Genomic DNA, 21,020 nt, shown 5'->3' with positions numbered 1-21,020 from the left:
AGACGTTTAAAATTTCTAAAGTCGGGTTGTTAACAGACCGGCTTTGTAAGGGACCGTAATTTTATCATGTTCTTTTGGTGGCGCATACCGATATTTATTACATTTGTTTTGATATTTCGTTTTATTTGGTTTTATGTCTAAAAACTTCTGTAATAATATTTCTTCGCCACACTACCCTTCTTTCAGACGGCATTTTATTTAAACTTAAACATTCAATCCAAAATGACTGTCTAGCGCGGTTTCAATCTGATTTTTTACCGCGTCCAGACTTTGGCTGCTGTCGATGACGGCATAGCGTTCCGGCTGTTCGTTAGCACGTTGCAGATATACTTCGCGTACCCGATTGAAAAACTCGGCTTCTTCTTGTTCAAAGCGATCTTTCTCACGCGTTTGGTTGATGCGCGCCATTGACACTTCCAAAGGCACATCCAACAGTAAGGTTAAATCTGGGCGGAAATCGCCCTGTACCCAATGCTCAAGCGTATCAATATCTTGCAGGGGAACGCCGCGTCCGCCGCCTTGATAGGCAAACGTTGCATCGGTAAAGCGGTCTGAAACCACATGCGTGCCGTTTTTCAGGGCAGGCAGAATGACTGTTTCCAAGTGTTGCTGTCTGGCTGCAAACATCAGCAGGGTTTCGGTACGCAGGCTGACTTGGGTGGCAGGATTGAGCAGGATTTCACGCAATGCTTCTCCGGCCGGAGTACCTCCCGGTTCTCGCGTAAACAATACGGGCAGTTTGTGTTTCTCAAACCATGCTTTCATTACGGCGAGGTTGGTGGATTTGCCTGCGCCGTCTATGCCGTCAAGGGTAATAAATCTGGGTTTCATATGGATATCATCAATTTAAAGGCCGTCTGAAACAGGGATTATAAATGTTTCAGACGGCCTATTCGGTTTATTTCTTCAAAATATATTTACGTACGGCAGCGTTGTGTTCAGAAAGATTGTGGCTGAACTCGCTCAAGCCCGTACCATCCATTTTTGAAACGAAATACAGATATTTTTCATCAGACGGATGACCCGCCGCTTCAAGCGCAGCCTTGCCGGGAAGCGCAATCGGCGTCGGCGTCAAACCGCTGCGCGTATAGGTATTGTAAGGCGTATCGCGTTGCAGGTCGGCTTTACGGATTCTGCCCTTATACGCATCGCCCATGCCATAGATGACAGTCGGGTCGGTTTGCAGGCGCATGCCGATATTCAGGCGGTTGACGAATACTGCTGCCACATGGGCGCGGTCGTCTTCGTGTGCGGTTTCTTTTTCAATCAGACTCGCCATAATCAGCATTTCGTACGGATTTTTATAAGGCAGGCCGCTTTGACGGTCGTCCCATGCTTCTTGCAGGTTTTCTCGCATTTTACGGTAGGCGATTTTGTAAATTTGAAGATCGCTGCCACCGGCATCAATTTCGTAACTATCCGGGAAAAACTGTCCTTCAGGATTGCTGCTCAAGGCATCGGGTGCCACTTCGGCCATCAGTTTTTCATCACTCCAACCGCGCGTATCATGGGAAATGTCGGCAGTGTTGTCGATAATACGGCGCATTTGGGCAAAACGCGCGCCTTCCAAAATTTGCACGCTGACCGAATCAGGACGGCCTTTTTTAATGCGTTTTAAAATGTCCCAAGCCGATACTTTGGCAGACAGGCGGTAAGAACCGGCATTAAGTTGGTTGTGTACGCCCATCACATATGCGGCGGCTACCAGCACATAACGGTTATAAACGATGCCGTCTTGAGCCAGTTTGCGGCTGACGGAAGAGATACCTTGGTTTTTGGTAATGGTAATACGATATGGTTTGCCGTTGTCTTTCGGAACAAACAACAATGCGGCAACCACGGCGGCAAATGCCGTCAAAAATACGGCCAGCCATTTCAACAATTTTTTCAGCATGGTAGGATTCTTGGTTTGTGAACGTGTCTGGCGACAGTATAACCGAAAACAAGCGCACCACGCCTGCCACCTTCCCCAACGTATGTTTTCCTATCCTGAAAGGCCGTCTGAAACCATGAATTCCCCTTCAAAAAACACTTGGCAAAACGGCCGTTGGCTGAATGCACGTCAAACTCATTCGCCTAATTTCAGCCCGCGCGAGCCGGATGAAAACGTCTCATTGGTTGTCCTCCACAATATTTCCCTCCCTCCTTTTGAGTACAACACAGGGGCAGTGGAAAAATTGTTTACCAACCAAATCAACCCTGACGAGCATCCTTTTTTCAGCATCATCCATACCTTGCGCGTTTCCAGCCATTTTTTCATCAGCCGTAAAGGTGAAACCGTCCAATTCGTTTCCTGCGACGACATGGCCTATCATGCCGGCGTATCGTCATTTCAAGGCAGAGAAAAATGCAATGCTTTCTCCATCGGTATCGAATTGGAAGGCTGCGATTTCGAGCCTTTTACCGAAGCACAATACACCAGCCTGCAAGCCTTGCTGACCGCTATTTCCGAACATTACCCGATTCAGGCCGTTACCGGTCATCAGGACATCGCGCCGGACAGGAAAACCGATCCCGGACATTTCTTCGATTGGCCTCGCCTTCAAAAAGCAGGTTTCCCCATCCGGCGCGGATAACTTTCAGACGGCCTGAAATGATTGGCAGACATAATGCTGTCACAACCGTTTATTTTCGTTATAATTCAGCTATTCATTCGGACGCATAAAGTCCGGCTCCAACGAACTTCCCACGCAGCAAGATTCCGCACCCTGAAAAAGACGGAATGCTGCCTTTTTAAAAAGTGATTACTCCATGATTTTCATCGTCTTAGCCCTCGCCGCTCTTTTGGCGGTCATCGGTTACAACATGTACCAGGAAAACCAATACCGCAAACAAGTGCGCGAACAATTCGGCCATTCCGATAAAGACGCACTTTTGACTAGTAAAACCAAACACGTCCGCGACAGCAAAGAAACCGGCGGCCAAGGTTTGTTTATCAAGAAAAACAAAAAAAACGAAGAGGCATTGCGCAACCTGCAAGAGCAAGATGAAATCTACGCGGCAAAAGCCAAACTGGCCCACCCTGCCCAACTTAAAACCGATGTCGAGCTGACTATGGAAGACGACTTTTCCGCAGAAGAAAAAGTTCAACACACCGTTATCGGCTTGAACAACGAAATTACCGTAAGCCCAGCCGAAGCCGCTTCTGCTCCGGTTGAAACCACAGCCGAGCCTGTGGCACAAGTACCATTGATCAGCTTGGATGAATTGTCTCAAGTCGAGCTGCCTTGGTTTGACCCGCGCTTCGACTACATGGCCTACATCTCCCTGAAACAAGCCCAAGAATTGCACGCCCTGCCGCGCCTTTCCGGCACTCACCGCTTCCAAATCATCGGTTGCACCATGGACGACCATTTCCGCGTTGCCGAGCCGATTCCGGGTGTTTACTACCAAGGCTTCGTCATGGGCCTGCAAGCTGTCAGCCGCAACGGTTTGGCCGCGCGTGAAGAGTTGCAACAATTCGACCAACAGGTTAATGCTTTTTCCCAACTGATGGACGGTAAAGTTTTGCATACCGACTTGGACGCGTTCACCGAAGTTGCGCAAGCCCTCGACCAATTCTGTGCGCGTGTTGACCAAACCATCGCCATTCACTTGGTTTCCCATTCCAATATCAGCGGCGTAGAATTGCGTGCCGCCGTGGAAGATACAGGCTTCAAACTCGGTGAAGACGGCGCGTTCCACTTCGGCGACAACAACAATCCTCAATTGTTCTCCATCCATACTTTGGACAACAAACCGTTTACCAATCCACTGTTGGACAACCAAGCCTACCGCGGTTTCAGCATGCTTCTGGATATTCCGCATGTTCCTGCCGGCGAAAAAACTTTCGACAAATTCATGGACTTGGCAGTCAAACTTTCCGGCCAACTCAGCTTGGATTTGGTTAACGACCAAATGGAAGAAGTTTCCACCCAATGGCTCAAAGACGTACGCAACTACGTTTTGGCCCGTCAGGAAGAAATGCTTAAAGTCGGCATCAAACCTGGCAGCAAACAAGCCCTGCGCCTGTTCTCTTAAACTTCCCCAATCAAAAAGCGGATATGCAATGACGGCATATCCGCTTTTTTCAGGTAAAATCCCTTCATCTTCAATATTCATCGATTTTCAGACGGCCTCTCTATCATCAGGCCGTCTGAAAACTCTATTTCGATTACTCATGAATCCGACCGCACAACGTATCAAATACCTGACCGACCTCCTCAACCGCTACGCCTACGAATACTACACCCTAGATGCGCCCAGCGTACCCGACGCCGAATACGACAAATTATTCCGCGAGCTCGAGGCATTGGAGCGAAACTACCCCGAGTTCAAACTGCCCGACAGCCCGACACAGCGTGTCGGTGGCGAGCCTTTGGCAGGCTTTGATGAAGTGCGTCATGAAGTGCCTATGTTGTCACTGACCAATGCCTTCTCGCCACAAGATGAAAACGGCGTGTTTGACCATGCCGAAATGTACGCTTTTGATGAGCGCGTTCGTGGCGGATTAAACGGAGAAAAACCGGAATACGTTATCGAACCTAAATTTGACGGTCTGGCCATCAGCCTGCTGTACCGCGACGGCGTATTGACTCAAGCGGCAACCCGTGGTGACGGCACAACTGGCGAAGACGTTACCCAAAACGTCAAAACCGTATCCAACATTCCCCTGCGCCTGCATGGAGAAAATATTCCCGAGCTTATCGAAATACGCGGCGAAGTACTGATGCTCAAAGCCGATTTTGCCGCTTTAAACGCACGACAAGCTGAAAACGGACAAAAACCTTTCGCCAATCCGCGCAATGCCGCCGCCGGCAGTCTGCGTCAACTCGATTCGCGCATTACGGCACAGCGCAAACTGCATTTCTTCCCCTATTCCATCGCCCGACAACAAGGCGGTTTTGTCGCGGAAGAACACCTGCAAGAGCTGAGCTACTGTAAAGAACTCGGCTTCAGCCTGCCTGACGGTAATTTCTGCTGTTTCAAAAATATCGACGAAGTATTGGCGTTTTACGAGCAAATGCAGCAAAAACGCCCTACTTTACCTTATGAAATCGACGGCATGGTGGTCAAAGTCAACAGCTTGGCGCAACAGCGCGAACTCGGCTTCATCTCACGCGCACCGCGCTGGGCCATTGCCCACAAATTCCCTGCCGAAGAAGCATTGACCATTGTCGAAGCCATTGATGTACAAATCGGGCGCACCGGCGCAGTAACCCCCGTCGCCCGCCTGCAACCTGTATTCGTCGGCGGCGTTACCGTTACCAACGCCACACTGCACAATCAGGACGAAGTATCGCGCAAAGACGTACGCGTTGGCGATACAGTTGTCGTGCGCCGCGCCGGAGACGTGATTCCCGAGGTAGTGCGCGTGATTTTTGAACGCCGCCCAATGCAGGAGACCAACATTGCTGTTTCAGACGGCCTGCAAGATGATTTATTCGCCGAAACACCTTCTGAAACCCGAGCCGAACCGCTTCACAAACCCTACCGCCTGCCCACCCATTGCCCTATCTGCCGCAGCGAAATCGAACGTGAAGAAGGCGAAGCGGTTGCCCGATGCAGCGGCGGTATGCTTTGCCAAGCACAACGTGCGCAAGGTTTAATCCACTTTGCCTCACGCAAAGCCATGGATATCGACGGACTTGGTCAAAAACAAATCGAGCAGCTGGTCGCACAAGATTTGGTTCGTCATTTCGCCGACCTCTACCGCCTCGATATTCCAACCCTACAAAAAATGAAGGAAACAGCGGATAAAGCGTCAGCTAATGAGGGAGAACAATTAAACGATAAGATTGAAAACTTTGAAGGCGAGACCGACAATACTCTGCTTGCCAAAAACAATAAAAAACAACCGACCAAATGGGCGGAAAACATCCTTGCAGGCATAGAAGCCAGCAAAACGCCTGAACTTGCCCGCTTCCTTTTTGCCCTCGGCATCCGTCACGTTGGCGAACGCACCGCCAAAACGCTGGCACAGGCATTCGGTACACTGAAACACGTCCGCCATGCACCTGAACCCATCCTCGCCTGCCTGCCCGATATCGGTACGGTGGTTGCCCGCTCCATCGCCCACTTTTTTGCCCAAGAAGCGCAACAGGCGATGATAGACGAGCTGCTGACTGTAGGTGTTGCCCCGCAAAGCCAGGCTGTCACTATCCCGCCGTTACGCCATGCCGAGCCGCAACGCTGGATTGCCCGCTTACCCGATTTTAAAATCAGCGAAACTAAAGCACTGGCCTTGTGGGAGCTTGCCGGACAAAGCATAGAAGGTTTGCAAAGCGATAAAGCATTGCCTGCCGATTGGCAGACATGGCGCAGTAAACCGCAAAACGCAGCCCTGCTTGAAAATATGAAAACTTTCTTTGCTCAAACGCTGTCTAATCTTCAAGATGAAACTATTTCAGACGGCATTAACGAGGCCATAGCAGGTAAAACCTTTGTATTAACAGGGGCTTTACCCACACTCAAACGCGACCAAGCCCAAGCTATGATTGAGGCTGCAGGCGGTAAAGTTTCCGGCAGCGTATCCAAAAAAACCGACTACGTTGTCGCCGGAGAAGCCGCAGGCAGTAAATTGGAAAAAGCCCAAGCTTTGGGCGTGGCCGTATTGAGCGAAGAAGAATTACTGTCGTTGCTGAGATAAGACAGTATCTACAAGCAATCCGCCTTTTCAAGCCAACTGCTTCCTTATCATGTGGTATCATCGCTACATGTGACTACATCTTTACACTTTTTGGGTATAAACCCACAGTTAAAATAGGATAATAATATGAAACCCATTAAAAAATGCGTCTTTCCCGTTGCCGGTATGGGCACCCGTTTCTTGCCTGCGACCAAAGCCAGCCCCAAAGAAATGCTGCCTATCGTGGACAAACCTCTGATTCAATATGCAGTTGAAGAAGCGGTTGAAGCCGGCTGTACTGAAATGGTGTTCATCACCGGCCGTAACAAACGCAGTATCGAAGACCACTTCGACAAAGCATACGAGTTAGAAACCGAATTGGAATTGCGTCAAAAAGACAAACTGTTGGCGCACGTTCGCGATATCCTGCCTTCCAACATTACCTGCATGTACATCCGTCAAACTGAAGCATTGGGTTTGGGTCACGCCGTATTGTGCGCACAGGCTGCCGTTGGTAATGAACCTTTTGCCGTTATTTTGGCAGACGATTTGATTGATGCACCTAAAGGTGCATTGAAACAGATGGTTGATGTGTACAACCAAAGCGGTAACAGCGTTTTGGGCGTTGAAACCGTTGATCCTTCCCAAACAGGCTCTTACGGTATCGTTGAAGTTGAAAAACTGAAAAGCTATCAACGTGTAGTCAATATTGTTGAAAAACCCAAACCGGAAGAAGCACCTTCCAATCTTGCTGTTGTCGGCCGCTACATCCTGACCCCGCGTATTTTTGACTTGTTGTCCAACCTGCCCCGCGGTGCCGGCGGCGAAATTCAACTGACAGACGGTATCGCCCGCCTGCTTGATCATGAGTTTGTCTTGGCTCATGCATTTGAAGGTAAACGCTACGACTGCGGCAGCAAATTGGGTTACCTTGAAGCGACTGTGGCTTACGGTCTGAAACACCCTGAAACCGGCGAACAATTTAAAGAATTGCTCAAGCAATACGCTTAAGTTCAGCTATTTATAAAAAGGCCGTCTGAAATTTCAGACGGCTTTTTTCTACACTTATTTCTTCCAATATGCCGGAGTAAACAAAATTAAAACGGTAAAAATCTCCAAACGTCCCAACAACATCACAGCCGTACACAGCCACTTCTGTACATCGCTCAGCGCGGCGTAATTATGCGACGGACCAACTGCACCCAAACCCGGCCCTGCATTGGTAATACAGGCAATGACTGCCGTAAAGGCGGATAAAAAGTCCAAGCCTGCCGCCATCAGTAAAAAGCTGAATACGATAACCGTCATAAAGTAAATAAAGATGAACGACATGACGGTCAGCGCCATGCGATCCGGAATGGAGCGATTGTTGACCTTTACCGTACGAACCGCACGCGGATGCAGCAAAATCAACATTTCGCGCAAGCTGAATTTAAACAATACCAACGCACGCACGTTTTTAATACCGCCACCCATAGAGCCTGAACTTGCCAACACGTTCGACAGGAAAAACATCCACAGCGACACAATCAGCGGCCATTGGGCAAAGTCAGCATTGGAGAAACCGCTGGCCAATCCTATGGACACAAAGTTGAAGCTGACAAAGCGCAAAGCTTCACCAAGGCTTTGGTACACGTCCTGCTGCCACAGATACAATGCCGAAATCAAAATACTGCCCGACAAAACCAGCAGCATGGTGCGGCATTCTTCATCTTTCCAATACACCTGCAAAGAGCGGTTGCCCAGCGCAGTAAAGTGGCTGGCAAAATTGATACCACCCCAGACGGTAAAAAACATCAACGTCCATTCGACTGCCACAGAATCAAAATAGGCAACGCTGTCATCATGTGTCGAAAAACCGCCCAAGGCCACTGCCGACATCGCATGGCACAAGGCATCAAACCAACCCATACCGGCAATATGTAAGGATACAAAAGCCGCAGCAGTTGTCAGCGCATAGGCAAACCATAGCCGTTTGGCCACTTGCGAAATGCGGGGCGCCATCTTACTTTCTTTATCCATACCCGGAATTTCCGCTTTGAAGAGCTGCGTCCCCCCCACGCCCAACATCGGCAAAATTGCCACAGCCAGCACGATAATACCCATACCGCCAAGCCAGTTAAGCATGTGCCGCCAAAAGTTTACAGACGGCGCCAGCGTATCCAAGCCGGAAATCACTGTCGCACCTGTCGTCGTCAACCCCGACATCGCCTCAAAAAATGCATCGGTAAAACTCATGGACGGCATATAGAAATAAATCGGCATCGCCGCCACAACGGCAAAGGCCAGCCACAGCATCAATACCAGGGTAAATCCATCACGCGGCCGCAATTCACGGTTGAAACGCAGCGTCAAAACCCAAGTTACGCACGACACCAGCAATACGGTCAAAGCCGTATAGGCAAACACGAGAAACGCGCTGTCGTGATAAAAATACGACATCAGTGTCGGCACGGCCAACAGCAATGAAAACAACAGCCCCAGCTTGGACAATACATGGACAATCGGCATCACCTTGCTTACCGCACTGCCCAATCTGAAACCCTTATGTAGATACATCATATTCCTATCATCAGAAAACAAAATGTTTCAGACGGCCTCATAAAAAAGGCCGTCTGAAACCGCATATTTTATCAAAATGCCGCAATCCCGTGATAAAGAAAAACAAAAAAACACTTGCCTGCTCTTTTTCTAGGAGTATAATGTTATACCATAACATTTACTGGAGAAAGAAATGAAACCTGATATTCACCCAGACAACTATCGTACCGTCCTGTTTTACGACAGCGGCGCAGACCAAGGATGGCTCATCCGTTCATGCGCCAATACCCACGGAAAAACCATGGTTTGGAAGGACGGAGTAGAGTATCCCCTCTTTTCGCTTGATACTTCTTCCGCGTCCCACCCGGTGTACACAGGAAAACAACGCAATGTCAATATCGAAGGCCGCGCCAGCAAGTTCAACCAACGTTACCAATCCATGATGTCTTCCTTCAGAAAGGATAAATGATGCAAGTCCTCTCATCCCTAAAAACTGCAAAAAAACGACACCGCGACTGCCAAATTGTCCGTCGAAAAGGCAAAGTGTACGTTATTTGCAAGAGCAACCCCCGCTTTAAAGCACGCCAGCGTTAAGCGGCCCAACCCATATTTCAATGTAACTCTCTGAATTTTCCGCACTTTCGTTTACCTCTAGCGCAAGTGCGGCTTTTTTTCAAACGGCATTAATCATTCATATCAAAACTACAAAAAATCCTGCCATACTCCCAAAAACAGGAAGAAAAAGTAAATAATGGTTATCCCTATTGTGAAGCCATAAAGATATTTATAACATGCCGCTACATTCTTCCTTCAACACTGACCATAGGAGTCAAAAATGAAAGTAAAAGCCCTGCTTGCAATTGCCGCTGCCATGAGCCTCGCTGCCTGTGCCGCACCTGAAGCCCATCGCCATGACCATGGTCAACGTCATGAACACAATCATGCACACGAACATGGCCACCAACATCATGACATGCACAGCCATGGCCGTGTTCAATCATTCAGCTGCGAAAACGGCCTGTCTGTTCAAGTCCGCAACCTGAGCACCAACCAAGTCGAACTGCGTCTGGACGACAAAGTTGCCACCCTGTCTTCTGCCGTTGCAGGTTCAGGCGAACGCTATGTTGCCAATCAAGGCCTGTTCGGCAAAGGCGCTGAATGGCATCAAAAAGGCAGCGAAGCATTCTTCGGCTTCACTGACCCATACGGCAACAAAGTAGAAACTTCTTGCTCTGCCCACTAATTTTTACTTAGCAATAGAATAGCTGAAGGCCGTCTGAAAACCTATTACCAAAGTTTTCAGACGGCCTTTATCTTAGACCAAACAATTAAGCGTAATGTCTGTCTTCGCCTTTACCGTCAACGTTGTCGGCACAACGTTTACAGATGGTTTCATGGCCTGCAACTGCACCTACATCGTGGGTGTAGTGCCAGCAGCGTTCGCATTTTTCACCATCGCTGGCTTTAGCGGTTACAGCAAGTTCATTACCTACTTTCACTTCAGCTTTAGACACCAGCAAAGCAAAACGCAATTCTTCGCCCAAAGTGTTCAGATAGTCGGCAATTTCTTCCGGAGCCGTAATTTCGGTTTCGGCTTGCAATGAAGAACCGACGGTTTTATCCGTACGTAAAGGCTCGATGGCAGCAGTTACCGCTTCGCGTGCTTCGCGGATTGCCGTCCATTTTTTCACCAATTCAGCTTCGGCTTTTTCATTGATAGATGGGAATTCATGCCATGTGTGGAAGAGGACGCTGTCTTCTTCTCCACCACCGATGATGTCCCATGCTTCCTCTCCGGTAAAGCACAAAATCGGCGCAATCAGCAGAACCAAACTGCGTGTGATGTGATACAGGGCAGTTTGCGCACTGCGGCGTGCATGGCTGTCGGCTTTGGTGGTATAGAGGCGGTCTTTCAGGATGTCGAGATAGAACGCGCCCAAATCTTCCGAGCAGAAAGAAACAATGTCTTTTACAGCAAAGTGGAAGGCATAGCGAGGATAGAAGTCGCCAGCCAGACGCTCTTGCAGCTGACGTGCCAATACTAAAGCATAGCGGTCGATTTCCACCATGTCTGCCTGTTGCACGGCATCTTCAATAGGATTGAAGTCGCTGAGGTTGGCAAACAGGAAGCTCAAAGTATTGCGGATACGGCGGTAGCTTTCGGTAACGCGTTTGAGGATTTCTTTGGAAATCGCCAATTCGCCGCTGTAATCGGTAGATGCCGCCCACAGGCGCAGGATATCTGCGCCGAATTCGTTGTAAACTTCTTGCGGTGCAACAACGTTGCCGATGGATTTCGACATTTTGCGGCCGTTTTGGTCAACCACAAAACCGTGGGTCAACAGCTGTTTGTATGGTGCACGACCCATTGATGAGGCGCAACCGGTCAACATGGAGGATTGGAACCAGCCGCGGTGTTGGTCGCTGCCTTCGAGGTACAAGTCAGCCGGCCATTCCAATTCTTCGCGTTGTTTCAAGACGGAATAATGGGTCGAGCCTGAGTCGAACCACACGTCCATCGTGTCGGAAAGTTTGTCGTAATTTTCGCAATCTTCCGCGCTCAAGAGTTCGCTCTTATCAAGAGAGAACCACGCTTCGATGCCTTTTTCTTCGATTTTTTGGGCAACTTTTTCCAACAACTCGGCAGAGTTCGGATGTAATTCACCGGTCTCTTTGTGAACAAAGAAAGTCATCGGCGTGCCCCAATAGCGTTGGCGTGAAACCACCCAGTCAGGACGGCCTTCAATCATGGCTTCTAAACGCGCACGACCCCATGATGGGAAGAATTCGGTGTCATCAACGGCTTTGATGGCTTTGTCGCGCAGGGTTTTACCATCTGCACCTGCTTTGTCCATACCGACAAACCATTGACCTGTCGCGCGGTAAATCAACGGCGTTTTGTGACGCCAGCAGTGTGCGTAGCTGTGTTCGATTTTGCTGCTTGCCAAAAGGTTGCCGGTTTCTTCCAACCATTGCAGGATGACGGGATTGGCTTCCCAAACGCTCATGCCGGCAACACGCGGGGTTTCACTGATGTATTTGCCTTCGGCGTTGACAGGGTTGTAAAGCTCGATGCCGTATTTGTTGCAGACAGCGTAGTCTTCCAAACCATGAGCAGGCGCAGTATGCACCAAGCCGGTACCGGCATCGGTGGTCACATGGTCGCCGTTGAGCATGGGAATATCGCGCTCGAGGAACGGATGATTCATGTGCAGGTTTTCCAGCTTGTCGCCTGTGGTTTCTGCCAATACTTTCAGGTCGTCTGAAGCGAAGCCGTAGCGTTTGAGCGCGTCTTCTGCCAAATCTTTGGCCAATACCAATTTGCCTTTAGGCGTATCAATCAATTGATACACCACGTCTGCGCCAGCTGAAACAGCTTGGCTCGCAGGCAAAGTCCAAGGCGTGGTTGTCCAGATGACGGCAAACGCTTTGCCTTCGATACCGGACAAACCGAATGCGGCGGCAAGCGCGGCGGTGTCTTTAAACGGATAGGCAACGTCAATCGCAGGCGATACTTTGTCTTTATATTCCACTTCGGCTTCGGCCAATGAAGAGCCGCAGTCCAAGCAGAATTGAACAGGTTTCGCGCCACGGTAGAGATAGCCGGATTTGTAGATTTCGCCGAGCATACGAACGGTATCGGCTTCGGTTTTGAAATCCATGGTCAGGTAAGGATTGTCCCAGTCGCCCAGCACGCCCAAGCGGATAAAATCTTTTTTCTGACGTGCAATCTGTTCGGCAGCGTATTCGCGGCACAATTCGCGGAAACGGGCTTTAGGCATGTCTTTGCCGTGCAGTTTTTCCACCATCACTTCGATAGGCAAACCGTGGCAGTCCCAACCCGGTACATAAGGCGCGTCAAAACCGGCTTGGGTTTTGCTGCGGATAATGATGTCTTTGAGAATTTTATTGACGGCATGACCGATGTGGATGTCGCCGTTGGCATACGGAGGGCCGTCGTGCAGAATAAATTTCGGACGGCCTTTGGCGATTTCGCGCAGTTTTTGGTAGCGTTTTTGCTCGTACCAGCTTTTCAGCCATGCAGGCTCGCGCTTGGCGAGATTGCCGCGCATTGGAAATGGGCTCTCGAGCAGGTTTACGGTTTTACTGTAATCGGTCATTTTTTGATCTCTATTGTTGCGGTATTTCGGTTTCAGACGGCCTGATTGCTCATTTTGAAAAGAACAGGCCGTCTGAAAAAATTCAAAGGACTTATTGTAGCCCAATTGTCTTGATTTTATAAGCTTCTAGAAGCGTTTCTATGCTTCCCAAACCCTCGCATCTTCCATATCTTGCAAAATTTGGGTTTTCAATGCCTCGATACTCTCAAATTTTTTCTCATCACGCAGTTTGTGCAGGAAGCGGACGAAGATGCGTTGTCCGTACAAATCGCCGTTGAAATCGAACAGGTGGACTTCCAACTTTTGCGAACGATTGTTGCTGACAGTGGGGTTAAAACCAAAGCTGGCCACGCCTCGGCGCGTACCGAATGTGCCGTCTGCTTCAACGACAAATACGCCGCTTAGCGCATAATGATACGGGGGAAGCTGGACATTGGCGGTAGGCGCGTTGATGGTGCGGCCGAGTTTTTGTCCATGTTTGACCTTTCCGCTTAAAACGTAATCATGGCCCAACAGTCTTTTGGCGTATTCCAACTTGCCGTCTGAAAGGGCTTGGCGGACGGCGGTACTGCTGGTGCGGATGTCTTCAACGATAACAGACGGCGTGCGCTCGGTTTGCATATCGGGCTGTTGAGCCAAGAGTTCAAAACAGCCTTCACGGCCGGCACCGAAACGGAAATCGTCGCCAATCAACAAATAACGCGTGTTGAGCGTTTGGCGCAAAAGCTGGTCGATAAACGCTTGTGCGCTCATATCGGAGAAAGCTTGGTTGAAACGCAAGACCCAAACGGCATCCACACAGCCGGTTTCACGCAAAAGGCGCAATTTGGTACGCAGCGGGCTGATGCGGTAAGGCAGCTTTTTCCCGGCTTTGCGCGCAAAAAATTCTTTGGGCTGAGGCTCAAAAACAACAACGACAACAGGCAGACCGCGCTGGTCTGCCTCTCGTTTGAGTTTTTGTAGAATGTGTTTGTGCCCGAGGTGTACGCCATCGAAGTTGCCGATGGTTACGGCGGCTCCTTGCGGAAATTTGGGCGCGTGTCGCTGTCCAAGCCAGATGTTCATGGGTGGTAGGTATTGTGTTTGAATAGGCGGCTATTGTAAACGTTATTGCCGTTTCAATAAACCTTAGGCCGTCTGAAACCAATAAATATATGCTTTCAGACGGCCCTAAAATTTGTTAATACCTTACCACCACCAAGGATAACGGCCAAACGGATAGCCCCAATCATCGTAATAGCGATAGTAGCGGGCTTCGCGCAGCTGTTCTTGGGAAATATAGTTTTGCCATGCCATTTTGTAGCAGGCCTGGAACATCGGATCGGAAACTTTGTCGATATATTTGAGGCGGAAGGCTTTTTGTTCCGCAGTTGCGGCACCGGGTTTGCCTTCTTCGTCAAATTTGCGGCGGATCAGCGCGGCAGTTTCCTGATCGCATTGGGCGGCAAGATGTACTTGAAGATCCTGCTCATAGCGTTTCTGCGCTTGGGCGCGTGCGGTTTTTTGCTCAGGCGTAGTGGCACAGGCGGCAAGCAATGCGGCAGCACTAATCAATAAGGTCAGGCGGATAGGATTCATCGGATGTTTCCTTATACTCATATATGGCTATTAATGTACGCCTTCATCTTGTAATGGGCAAGTGTGGCAACTTGGGGACACTTTATATTATTTGTTCTTGGCAACAGGCAGTTGCATATAAAATACACCCAGTATAAATGCTCGCCCCTATCCTCAAATCAATGAACGACGACAAACGGCCCCACTCTTACCGACCGCGCCACCATAGGCAACACACGCCGCCGTTTTGGCAGGCAGACCGTCCGTACCTGCATGAACACAATATTTCCGATGCCCGTTTCAGACGGCTGGGCTACATCATGGCCTTTCTTGCCGGAGCGATTAATGCCGGCGGTTACTTCGCATTCTCACGTTATACCTCCCACGTTACCGGCTCAATGTCGCTGTTGGCAGATGTTTTGTATCTTCAAGAGTGGAGTGTGGCCATTATTGCCACAATCAGCGTGTTATGTTTTGTTGCTGGAGCCGCGCATTCGGGCTGGGTGATTTTGTGGACGCAGCAAATGCGTTTCCGTGGCAGCTTTGGATTTTCCATGTGGCTGGAAGCAGTTTATCTGTTGATATTCGGTTGGTTCGGTATTGCCGCGATGGAATGGGATTTTGGCGGCTCTAATTTTATTATGCCGTCTTTGGCATTGTTTTTATTGTGTTTTATTATGGGTATGCACAATACTGTTATCACGCTTCTTTCCGGCGGCGCCATCCGCTCCACCCACATGACCGGTACGGCGACCGACTTGGGCATTGAAATCTCACGCGCGCTTTATTACTCCAAACAACATCATCCGCGCCTGCCGCACGTCCGCGTCAACAAACCGAAAATGTGGCTTTTAAGCGGCTTGATGCTGTCGTTTTTGCTGGGCGGCGTGGTTGGCGCATGGGGTTATCATCTGGTTGGCCATCATTTCGCCCTGCCTGTTTCCGCCGTTTTGTTCATACTGGGCGCAGGCTCAGTGGGATACGATGTTAAAGTCAGACTGAAATGGGCATTTGTCAGCTGGTATCGCCGTAAAAAGAAAAAACGGAAGAAACTGTAAAAAAACTTTGCTTGTTATTTCGCGGTAAAATGACCAAACTGTCGGAGAAATGCAGAAATGCTTCAGAATTATGTTAACTGGCAAATATTTTCGTAATATCGAGTTAAACCCATTCTTTTGCGTTTCGGATATTGGGTATCATAAATCCGTAATGACCCACGCGGTTTTTATTCATTTTTTTCAGACGGCCCGAGCCGTCATCTAAAAAGAGGATACGACATGAAATTCTTGAAACCCCTGACCGTTATTGCTACTGCAATTCCTTTGGCACTCACCGGCTGTGTGACCGATCCTGCTACCGGCCAACAATCTGCCAGCAAAACCGCTATGTATGGTTTGGGCGGTGCGGCTGTTTGCGGCATCGTTGGTGCGCTGACCCATGGTGGTAAAGGCGCGCGTAACTCCGCATTGGCTTGTGGTGCAGTAGGTGCCGGTATCGGCGGTTACATGGACTACCAAGAGAAAAAACTGCGTCAAAGCCTGGCCAACACCAACATCGAAGTTGAACGTCAAGGCAACCAAATCAAACTGGTTATGCCTGAAAACGTAACCTTCGCTACCGGCAGCGCTGCCTTGAGCGGCCATGCTCAAAGCGCCTTGTCTGCCGCTGCGCAAACTTTGGTTCAATATCCTGACACGACTTTGACCATCAACGGCCACACCGACAACACCGGTAACGACGCCATTAACGAGCCATTGTCTCGCAACCGCGCCGAATCTGTTGCTACCTTCCTGCAATCCCGTGGCGTAAGCAGCACCCGTTTGAGCACTTTCGGTTACGGCTCCCGTCAACCCATCGCTTCCAACGCTACTGTTGAAGGCCGCGCACAAAACCGCCGCGTTGAAATCTTGATCAACCCTGACCAACGCGCCATTGATGCCGCTAAAAAACAAATGTAATCCGACATCTGTCCGATTCCCATACTTAAGGCCGTCTGAAATTTCAGACGGCCTTTTTCTTTATAGATTTTGTTTGCAATTTCTCCTCCTCAATCCAATCCATCATAAAATTTATTCCTTTATTAACAAGACTTTTCAATTTTTCCTTCAAAAAAACTGTATTAATACTCTAATTTTTACACTAACTTAGAGTATAATTCCTAAAATTTTAAAAATACGCCTCATGCCGTCTGAAAAACGGCGGCGAAAAACACACTTATTTATATACACATCAGTCCGTTATCCAATCCATTTCATAGGATTTCAGACGGCACCATCCAGAATCTATGAAGGAGCATCCATGCAAAACAACTTTGACCCATTGATTATCCGTGGCAAATCACTGATTCCCGTTGTACAAGGCGGTATGGGTGTAGGCGTTTCCGCATCAAAACTCTCCAGCGCGGTTGCGCGCGAAAACGGCGTAGGTACCATCGCCAGCGTCGATTTGCGCCACTTGCACGAAGATTTGCTGGCCGAATCAAAAATCGACTCCAGCGAAGAAAAATACACCCGCCTCAACTGCATCGCGCTTGACCGTGAAATCAAAAAAGCCAAAGCCGATTCAGAAGGCAAAGGCATGATTGCCGTCAACGTCATGAAAGCCGTAAAAGACCATGCCGCCTACGTCCGTCAAGCCTGCGAATCCGGCGCAGACGCGATTGTGATGGGCGCAGGCTTGCCTTTGGATCTGCCGGAAATGGCCGAGGGCTACCACAAAGATGTCGCCCTTTTCCCTATCTTGTCCGAATCACGCGGCATCAACATCGTTTTGAAACGTTGGATGAAAAAAGGCATTTTGCCCGATGCCATCGTTATCGAACACCCAGCCCACGCAGCCGGCCACTTGGGTGCGGCAACTGTTGACGGCGTGAACGATGCCAAATTCGAGTTCAAACGCGTTATTGAAGAAACGTTTGAAGTATTCAAAAACTTGGGCTTGGAAAGCGAAAAAATCCCGTTGGTACTCGCCGGCGGCATGGCAAACTTTGAAAAAGTCAAAACAGCCTTGAAAAACTGGGGCGCATCCGCCGTTCAAATCGGTACCGCATTTGCCGTAACCGAAGAAGGCGATGCCCACATCAACTTCAAGAAAACGCTGGCCGGTGCGGAAACCGAAAAAGTGGTTGAATTCATGTCTGTTGCCGGTTTGCCTGCACGCGGCGTGCGCACCAAATTCCTCGACAACTACATCAAACGCGAGGCCAAATTGCAAGCCAATGCCAAAAACGATCCGCGCCGTTGCACACAAGGCCTGAACTGCCTGACCAGCTGCGGTTTGCGCGACGGTTTGGCCAAAGCCGGTCAATTCTGTATCGACATCCAACTTTCCGCGGCATTCCGCGGCGAAGTCGATAAAGGCCTGTTTTTCCGTGGTAAAGACCCGCTGCCTTTTGGCAACGCCATCCGTACGGTTCAAGAAACCATTCATTATCTCTTGAACGGTTCCCTGCCCGTCATCCCTGCCAAATAAACACATCAATATTCAAAAGGCCGTCTGAAAAACATTTAAACCCTGTTTTCAGACGGCCTTTTTGTCCAAATTCATCTAAAAAATGCTAAGATTATTGCCTTAATTTATCGGCAGAAACATCATGAACCCATTATTAAACCATCTCAAACCCTATCCTTTCGCCCGCCTGCGTGAAGCCATGCAAGGCATTGATGCACCCGAGGGCGTAACGCCCATTCATCTGCAAATCGGCGAGCCGAAACATCCGACACCCAAAGTCATCACCGACGCACTGACCGCCTCCCTGCACGAACTGGAAAAATATCCGCTGACCGCAGGCCTGCCCGAACTGCGCCAAGCCTGCGCCGAATGGGTTGCCCGCCGTTATGATGGTTTGAGCCTCAATCCCGACAATGAAATCCTGCCCGTATTGGGCAGCCGGGAAGCTTTGTTCTCTTTTATCCAAACCGTTTTAAATCCAGCTTCAGACGGCCCTAAACCAGTCGTTATCAGCCCCAATCCTTTCTATCAAATTTACGAAGGCGCGACTATTTTGGGCGGCGGCGAAATCCATTTTGCCAACTGCCCTGCACCCAGCTTCAACCCCAATTGGAGCAGTCTGCCCGAAGACGTATGGCAACGCACCAAAGTCCTGATTGTCTGCTCGCCAAACAACCCGAGCGGCAGCGTCCTGCAATTAGAAGACTGGAAAGAAATTTTTGATTTGCAAGACAAATACGGCTTCGTTATTGCCTCTGACGAATGCTATTCCGAAATCTATTTTGACGGCAACAAGCCGATCGGCGGCCTGCAGGCTGCGGCGCAATTAGGACGCGGCACGCGCAACATTATTATGTTCACCAGCCTGTCCAAACGCTCCAACGTCCCCGGTTTGCGTTCCGGCTTTGTCGCAGGCGATGCCGAGTTGCTCAAAAACTTCCTGCTCTACCGCACCTACCACGGCAGCGCGATGAGCATTCCCGTCCAACGCGCCAGCATTGCCGCTTGGAACGATGAAGAACACGTCATTGCCAACCGCCGCCTCTACCAAGAAAAATTCGACCGCGTCATTCCGATTTTGCAACAGGCATTCGATGTCAAACTGCCTGACGCGTCGTTCTACATTTGGCTGAAAGTTCCCGATGGCGACGACTTGGCATTTACGCGCAACCTGTGGCAGAAAGCCGCTATCCAAGTGTTGCCCGGCCGCTTCCTCGCCCGCGATACCGAGCAAGGCAATCCGGGCGAAGGCTACGTCCGCATCGCTTTGGTTGCCGATGTAAAAAGCTGTGTTAAAGCGGCTGAAACCATGGTTGCTTTATACCGCCGATAAAACAAAGGCCGTCTGAAATTTCAGACGGCCTTTTTATTAAATAATCGGGTAATTTATATGGTGAAGTCCAGAAGGTAGAAATCTTCTTTACCTACGCCGCATTCAGGGCATTTCCAGTCGTCGGGGATGTCTTCGAACTTGGTACCTGCCGGCAGGCCGTGTTCGGGGTCGCCGACATCTTCATCGTAAATCCAGCCGCAAGGGCCGCACATATATTGAGCCATTTTGTGTTCCTTCTATTTTAAAAGGCCGTCTGAAACCGTATTTTCAGACGGCCTTTCGTGTGTTTTATTGTTGATATTTTGAATTTATTGCGCTGCTTCCAAAGCGGCGATTTCTTTGCGTAGGTGTTTGATGGCCGGTGTTACGATGGCGACAAACATGGCCTCGCGGACGCGGCGTTGCGCCGGACTGCGCATCAGATAACCTTTCGCGCCTGCATGCAATGCGGCAGATTGAGTGGCGTTCAATGCCAATACGGCAGCCGCTTCACGCAGTTTCAAGGTTGCCAGCGTATCAGGTTTGTTGTTCCACGCCTCATCGGCAAGACGTTCGGTTTCCACCCATGCGTCGTCCAACGCAGCTTTCAAATCATCGTAGCTGTGGTCGAGGTAAGCGTTCACTTCAGCGTTTACCACGTTGGCCATGCGGATAATGCCGAGCGCACCGTCAATCACACCGGCGCCGATACCCACTTGCAGCAAGATGAAACCGGCTTTAATGGTCGGAATATAAGACTGGAACTGCTCAGGCGAAGCAATCACATCTTCATCGGGAATAAACACGTCTTTAAAATTCAGGCTGTAAGTGCGCGTGCCTTCCAAACCGCAAAACTCAGGGCAATCTTGCAGGGTAACGCCTTCCCATTGACCGCCGGTGATAAACATCACATAGCTGTCGCCGACTTGGGCGGTATTCGCCCAAATGTGGTCTTCGCCGATATTGGATACCCAAGGCAAAGCGCCGTTGACTTTGTAGCCGCCTTCAACGCGCTCGGCTTGCAGATTGTGTTTTTCAATACCGGCAAGGTGTTTGACGGTATTGGACATGCCCGTACCAGCCAAGACTTTGCCCTGCAGAATATCGGCTAAGTATTTGTCTTTGACCGCTTGGTTGGGCGATTGATGCAGATACCACGCGCAAGCCGCCTGACACCATGCGCTGAACGAAGTCGCACCGCATTCTTTACCGATTTCGCGCAATACGGCGATTTGCGTTGCCAAACCCAAACCGTTACCGCCTTCTTCAACCGTACCGGTTGCGGCAAAACCGCCGATTTTGCCCAATTCCAGCATAAATTCTTTCGGGTACAGACCTTTGCGGTCGATGTCGTCCACCAATGGTTTTAATTTGTTTTTAACAAGTTCGGCAACATTGTTCAGTAAAGCTTCGCGTGTCATGATTTTTTCCT

The 21,020-nt window shown here is 49.7% G+C and carries 19 protein-coding genes; 11 read left to right on the top strand and 8 right to left on the bottom strand.

All coding sequences use genetic code 11. The features are described from left to right. Positions 1 to 204: 204 nt before the first annotated feature. Positions 205 to 831 (bottom strand): dTMP kinase, encoded by a 627-nt coding sequence (gene tmk / locus ACTHTS_RS03895; RefSeq protein WP_440369271.1) that lies wholly within the window; start codon positions 829 to 831, stop codon positions 205 to 207. Positions 832 to 898: 67 nt separating this feature from the next. Then, the gene (mltG, locus tag ACTHTS_RS03890; RefSeq protein ID WP_440369270.1) at positions 899 to 1,894 is read right to left on the bottom strand and encodes an endolytic transglycosylase MltG; all 996 of its coding nucleotides are present in this window, start codon (positions 1,892 to 1,894) and stop codon (positions 899 to 901) included. A gap of 115 nt (positions 1,895 to 2,009) precedes the next feature. On the opposite strand from mltG, the gene ampD reads away from it, so the two are divergent. The 4 genes from ampD (at position 2,010) to galU (ending at position 7,618) form a co-directional block, all read left to right on the top strand. Continuing rightward, complete coding sequence (gene ampD / locus ACTHTS_RS03885) at positions 2,010 to 2,576, top strand: 1,6-anhydro-N-acetylmuramyl-L-alanine amidase AmpD (RefSeq protein WP_440369269.1); 567 nt, start codon at positions 2,010 to 2,012, stop codon at positions 2,574 to 2,576. Between the two features lie 175 nt (positions 2,577 to 2,751). Then, complete coding sequence (locus tag ACTHTS_RS03880) at positions 2,752 to 4,020, top strand: cell division protein ZipA C-terminal FtsZ-binding domain-containing protein (RefSeq protein ID WP_440369268.1); 1,269 nt, start codon at positions 2,752 to 2,754, stop codon at positions 4,018 to 4,020. A 139-nt stretch (positions 4,021 to 4,159) separates the two neighbouring features. Continuing rightward, positions 4,160 to 6,628 (top strand): NAD-dependent DNA ligase LigA, encoded by a 2,469-nt coding sequence (gene ligA, locus ACTHTS_RS03875; RefSeq protein ID WP_440369267.1) that lies wholly within the window; start codon positions 4,160 to 4,162, stop codon positions 6,626 to 6,628. A 126-nt stretch (positions 6,629 to 6,754) separates the two neighbouring features. Next, positions 6,755 to 7,618: a UTP--glucose-1-phosphate uridylyltransferase GalU gene (galU, locus tag ACTHTS_RS03870; protein ID WP_440369266.1), complete on the top strand. Its 864-nt coding sequence runs from the start codon at positions 6,755 to 6,757 to the stop codon at positions 7,616 to 7,618. Between the two features lie 54 nt (positions 7,619 to 7,672). Here the strand turns inward: galU and ACTHTS_RS03865 are convergent, their stop codons facing one another. Continuing rightward, entirely contained in the window at positions 7,673 to 9,169 is a 1,497-nt protein-coding gene (locus tag ACTHTS_RS03865) for a TrkH family potassium uptake protein (protein WP_440369265.1), read from the bottom strand. A 172-nt stretch (positions 9,170 to 9,341) separates the two neighbouring features. Between ACTHTS_RS03865 and ACTHTS_RS03860 the strand changes: the two genes are divergently transcribed. From ACTHTS_RS03860 to ACTHTS_RS03850, 3 genes are all read left to right on the top strand, one after another. Further along, a complete protein-coding gene (locus tag ACTHTS_RS03860) occupies positions 9,342 to 9,617 on the top strand; it encodes a type B 50S ribosomal protein L31 (protein ID WP_049328620.1) in 276 nt (91 codons plus the stop codon). Further along, positions 9,617 to 9,742 (top strand): type B 50S ribosomal protein L36, encoded by a 126-nt coding sequence (gene ykgO / locus ACTHTS_RS03855; RefSeq protein WP_003685279.1) that lies wholly within the window; start codon positions 9,617 to 9,619, stop codon positions 9,740 to 9,742. Before ACTHTS_RS03860 ends, ykgO begins: the two co-directional genes overlap by 1 nt. A gap of 241 nt (positions 9,743 to 9,983) precedes the next feature. Continuing rightward, positions 9,984 to 10,391, top strand: coding sequence for an MliC family protein (locus ACTHTS_RS03850; RefSeq protein ID WP_440369264.1), 408 nt, complete (start codon positions 9,984 to 9,986; stop codon positions 10,389 to 10,391). Between the two features lie 85 nt (positions 10,392 to 10,476). On the opposite strand, the gene ileS is transcribed toward ACTHTS_RS03850, so the two are convergent. The 3 genes from ileS to ACTHTS_RS03835 all read right to left on the bottom strand — a co-directional run bounded on the left by ileS (position 10,477) and on the right by ACTHTS_RS03835 (position 14,847). Further along, positions 10,477 to 13,269: an isoleucine--tRNA ligase gene (gene ileS / locus ACTHTS_RS03845; RefSeq protein WP_314511815.1), complete on the bottom strand. Its 2,793-nt coding sequence runs from the start codon at positions 13,267 to 13,269 to the stop codon at positions 10,477 to 10,479. Between the two features lie 138 nt (positions 13,270 to 13,407). Next, complete coding sequence (gene ribF, locus ACTHTS_RS03840; protein WP_070461603.1) at positions 13,408 to 14,334, bottom strand: bifunctional riboflavin kinase/FAD synthetase; 927 nt, start codon at positions 14,332 to 14,334, stop codon at positions 13,408 to 13,410. Between the two features lie 123 nt (positions 14,335 to 14,457). Continuing rightward, on the bottom strand, positions 14,458 to 14,847 hold the full coding sequence (locus tag ACTHTS_RS03835; RefSeq protein ID WP_440369263.1) for a hypothetical protein: 390 nt from the start codon (positions 14,845 to 14,847) through the stop codon (positions 14,458 to 14,460). A 161-nt stretch (positions 14,848 to 15,008) separates the two neighbouring features. Between ACTHTS_RS03835 and ACTHTS_RS03830 the strand changes: the two genes are divergently transcribed. The 4 genes from ACTHTS_RS03830 to dapC all read left to right on the top strand — a co-directional run bounded on the left by ACTHTS_RS03830 (position 15,009) and on the right by dapC (position 19,609). Then, the gene (locus tag ACTHTS_RS03830; protein WP_440369448.1) at positions 15,009 to 15,884 is read left to right on the top strand and encodes a YoaK family protein; all 876 of its coding nucleotides are present in this window, start codon (positions 15,009 to 15,011) and stop codon (positions 15,882 to 15,884) included. 219 nt (positions 15,885 to 16,103) lie between these two features. Further along, the gene (locus tag ACTHTS_RS03825) at positions 16,104 to 16,784 is read left to right on the top strand and encodes an OmpA family protein (RefSeq protein ID WP_049328625.1); all 681 of its coding nucleotides are present in this window, start codon (positions 16,104 to 16,106) and stop codon (positions 16,782 to 16,784) included. Positions 16,785 to 17,124: 340 nt separating this feature from the next. Further along, positions 17,125 to 18,297 (top strand): NAD(P)H-dependent flavin oxidoreductase, encoded by a 1,173-nt coding sequence (locus ACTHTS_RS03820; protein ID WP_107867510.1) that lies wholly within the window; start codon positions 17,125 to 17,127, stop codon positions 18,295 to 18,297. 121 nt (positions 18,298 to 18,418) lie between these two features. Next, positions 18,419 to 19,609 carry a succinyldiaminopimelate transaminase gene (dapC, locus tag ACTHTS_RS03815; RefSeq protein WP_440369262.1) on the top strand — a complete coding sequence of 397 codons (1,191 nt, stop codon included), beginning with the start codon at positions 18,419 to 18,421 and terminating at the stop codon, positions 19,607 to 19,609. A gap of 53 nt (positions 19,610 to 19,662) precedes the next feature. Here the strand turns inward: dapC and ACTHTS_RS03810 are convergent, their stop codons facing one another. Both ACTHTS_RS03810 and ACTHTS_RS03805 read right to left on the bottom strand, forming a co-directional pair. Next, positions 19,663 to 19,833 (bottom strand): rubredoxin, encoded by a 171-nt coding sequence (locus tag ACTHTS_RS03810; protein ID WP_003747315.1) that lies wholly within the window; start codon positions 19,831 to 19,833, stop codon positions 19,663 to 19,665. 84 nt (positions 19,834 to 19,917) lie between these two features. Beyond that, positions 19,918 to 21,009, bottom strand: coding sequence for an acyl-CoA dehydrogenase family protein (locus ACTHTS_RS03805; RefSeq protein ID WP_070646773.1), 1,092 nt, complete (start codon positions 21,007 to 21,009; stop codon positions 19,918 to 19,920). Positions 21,010 to 21,020 lie beyond the last annotated feature (11 nt).

The organism is Neisseria sp. P0019.S003, from assembly GCF_051957115.1.
Taxonomy (GTDB): Bacteria; Pseudomonadota; Gammaproteobacteria; order Burkholderiales; family Neisseriaceae; genus Neisseria; species Neisseria flavescens_D.
The sequence above is the reverse complement of the archived record's forward strand: the minus strand, read 5'-3'. Positions and strand labels throughout refer to the sequence as shown.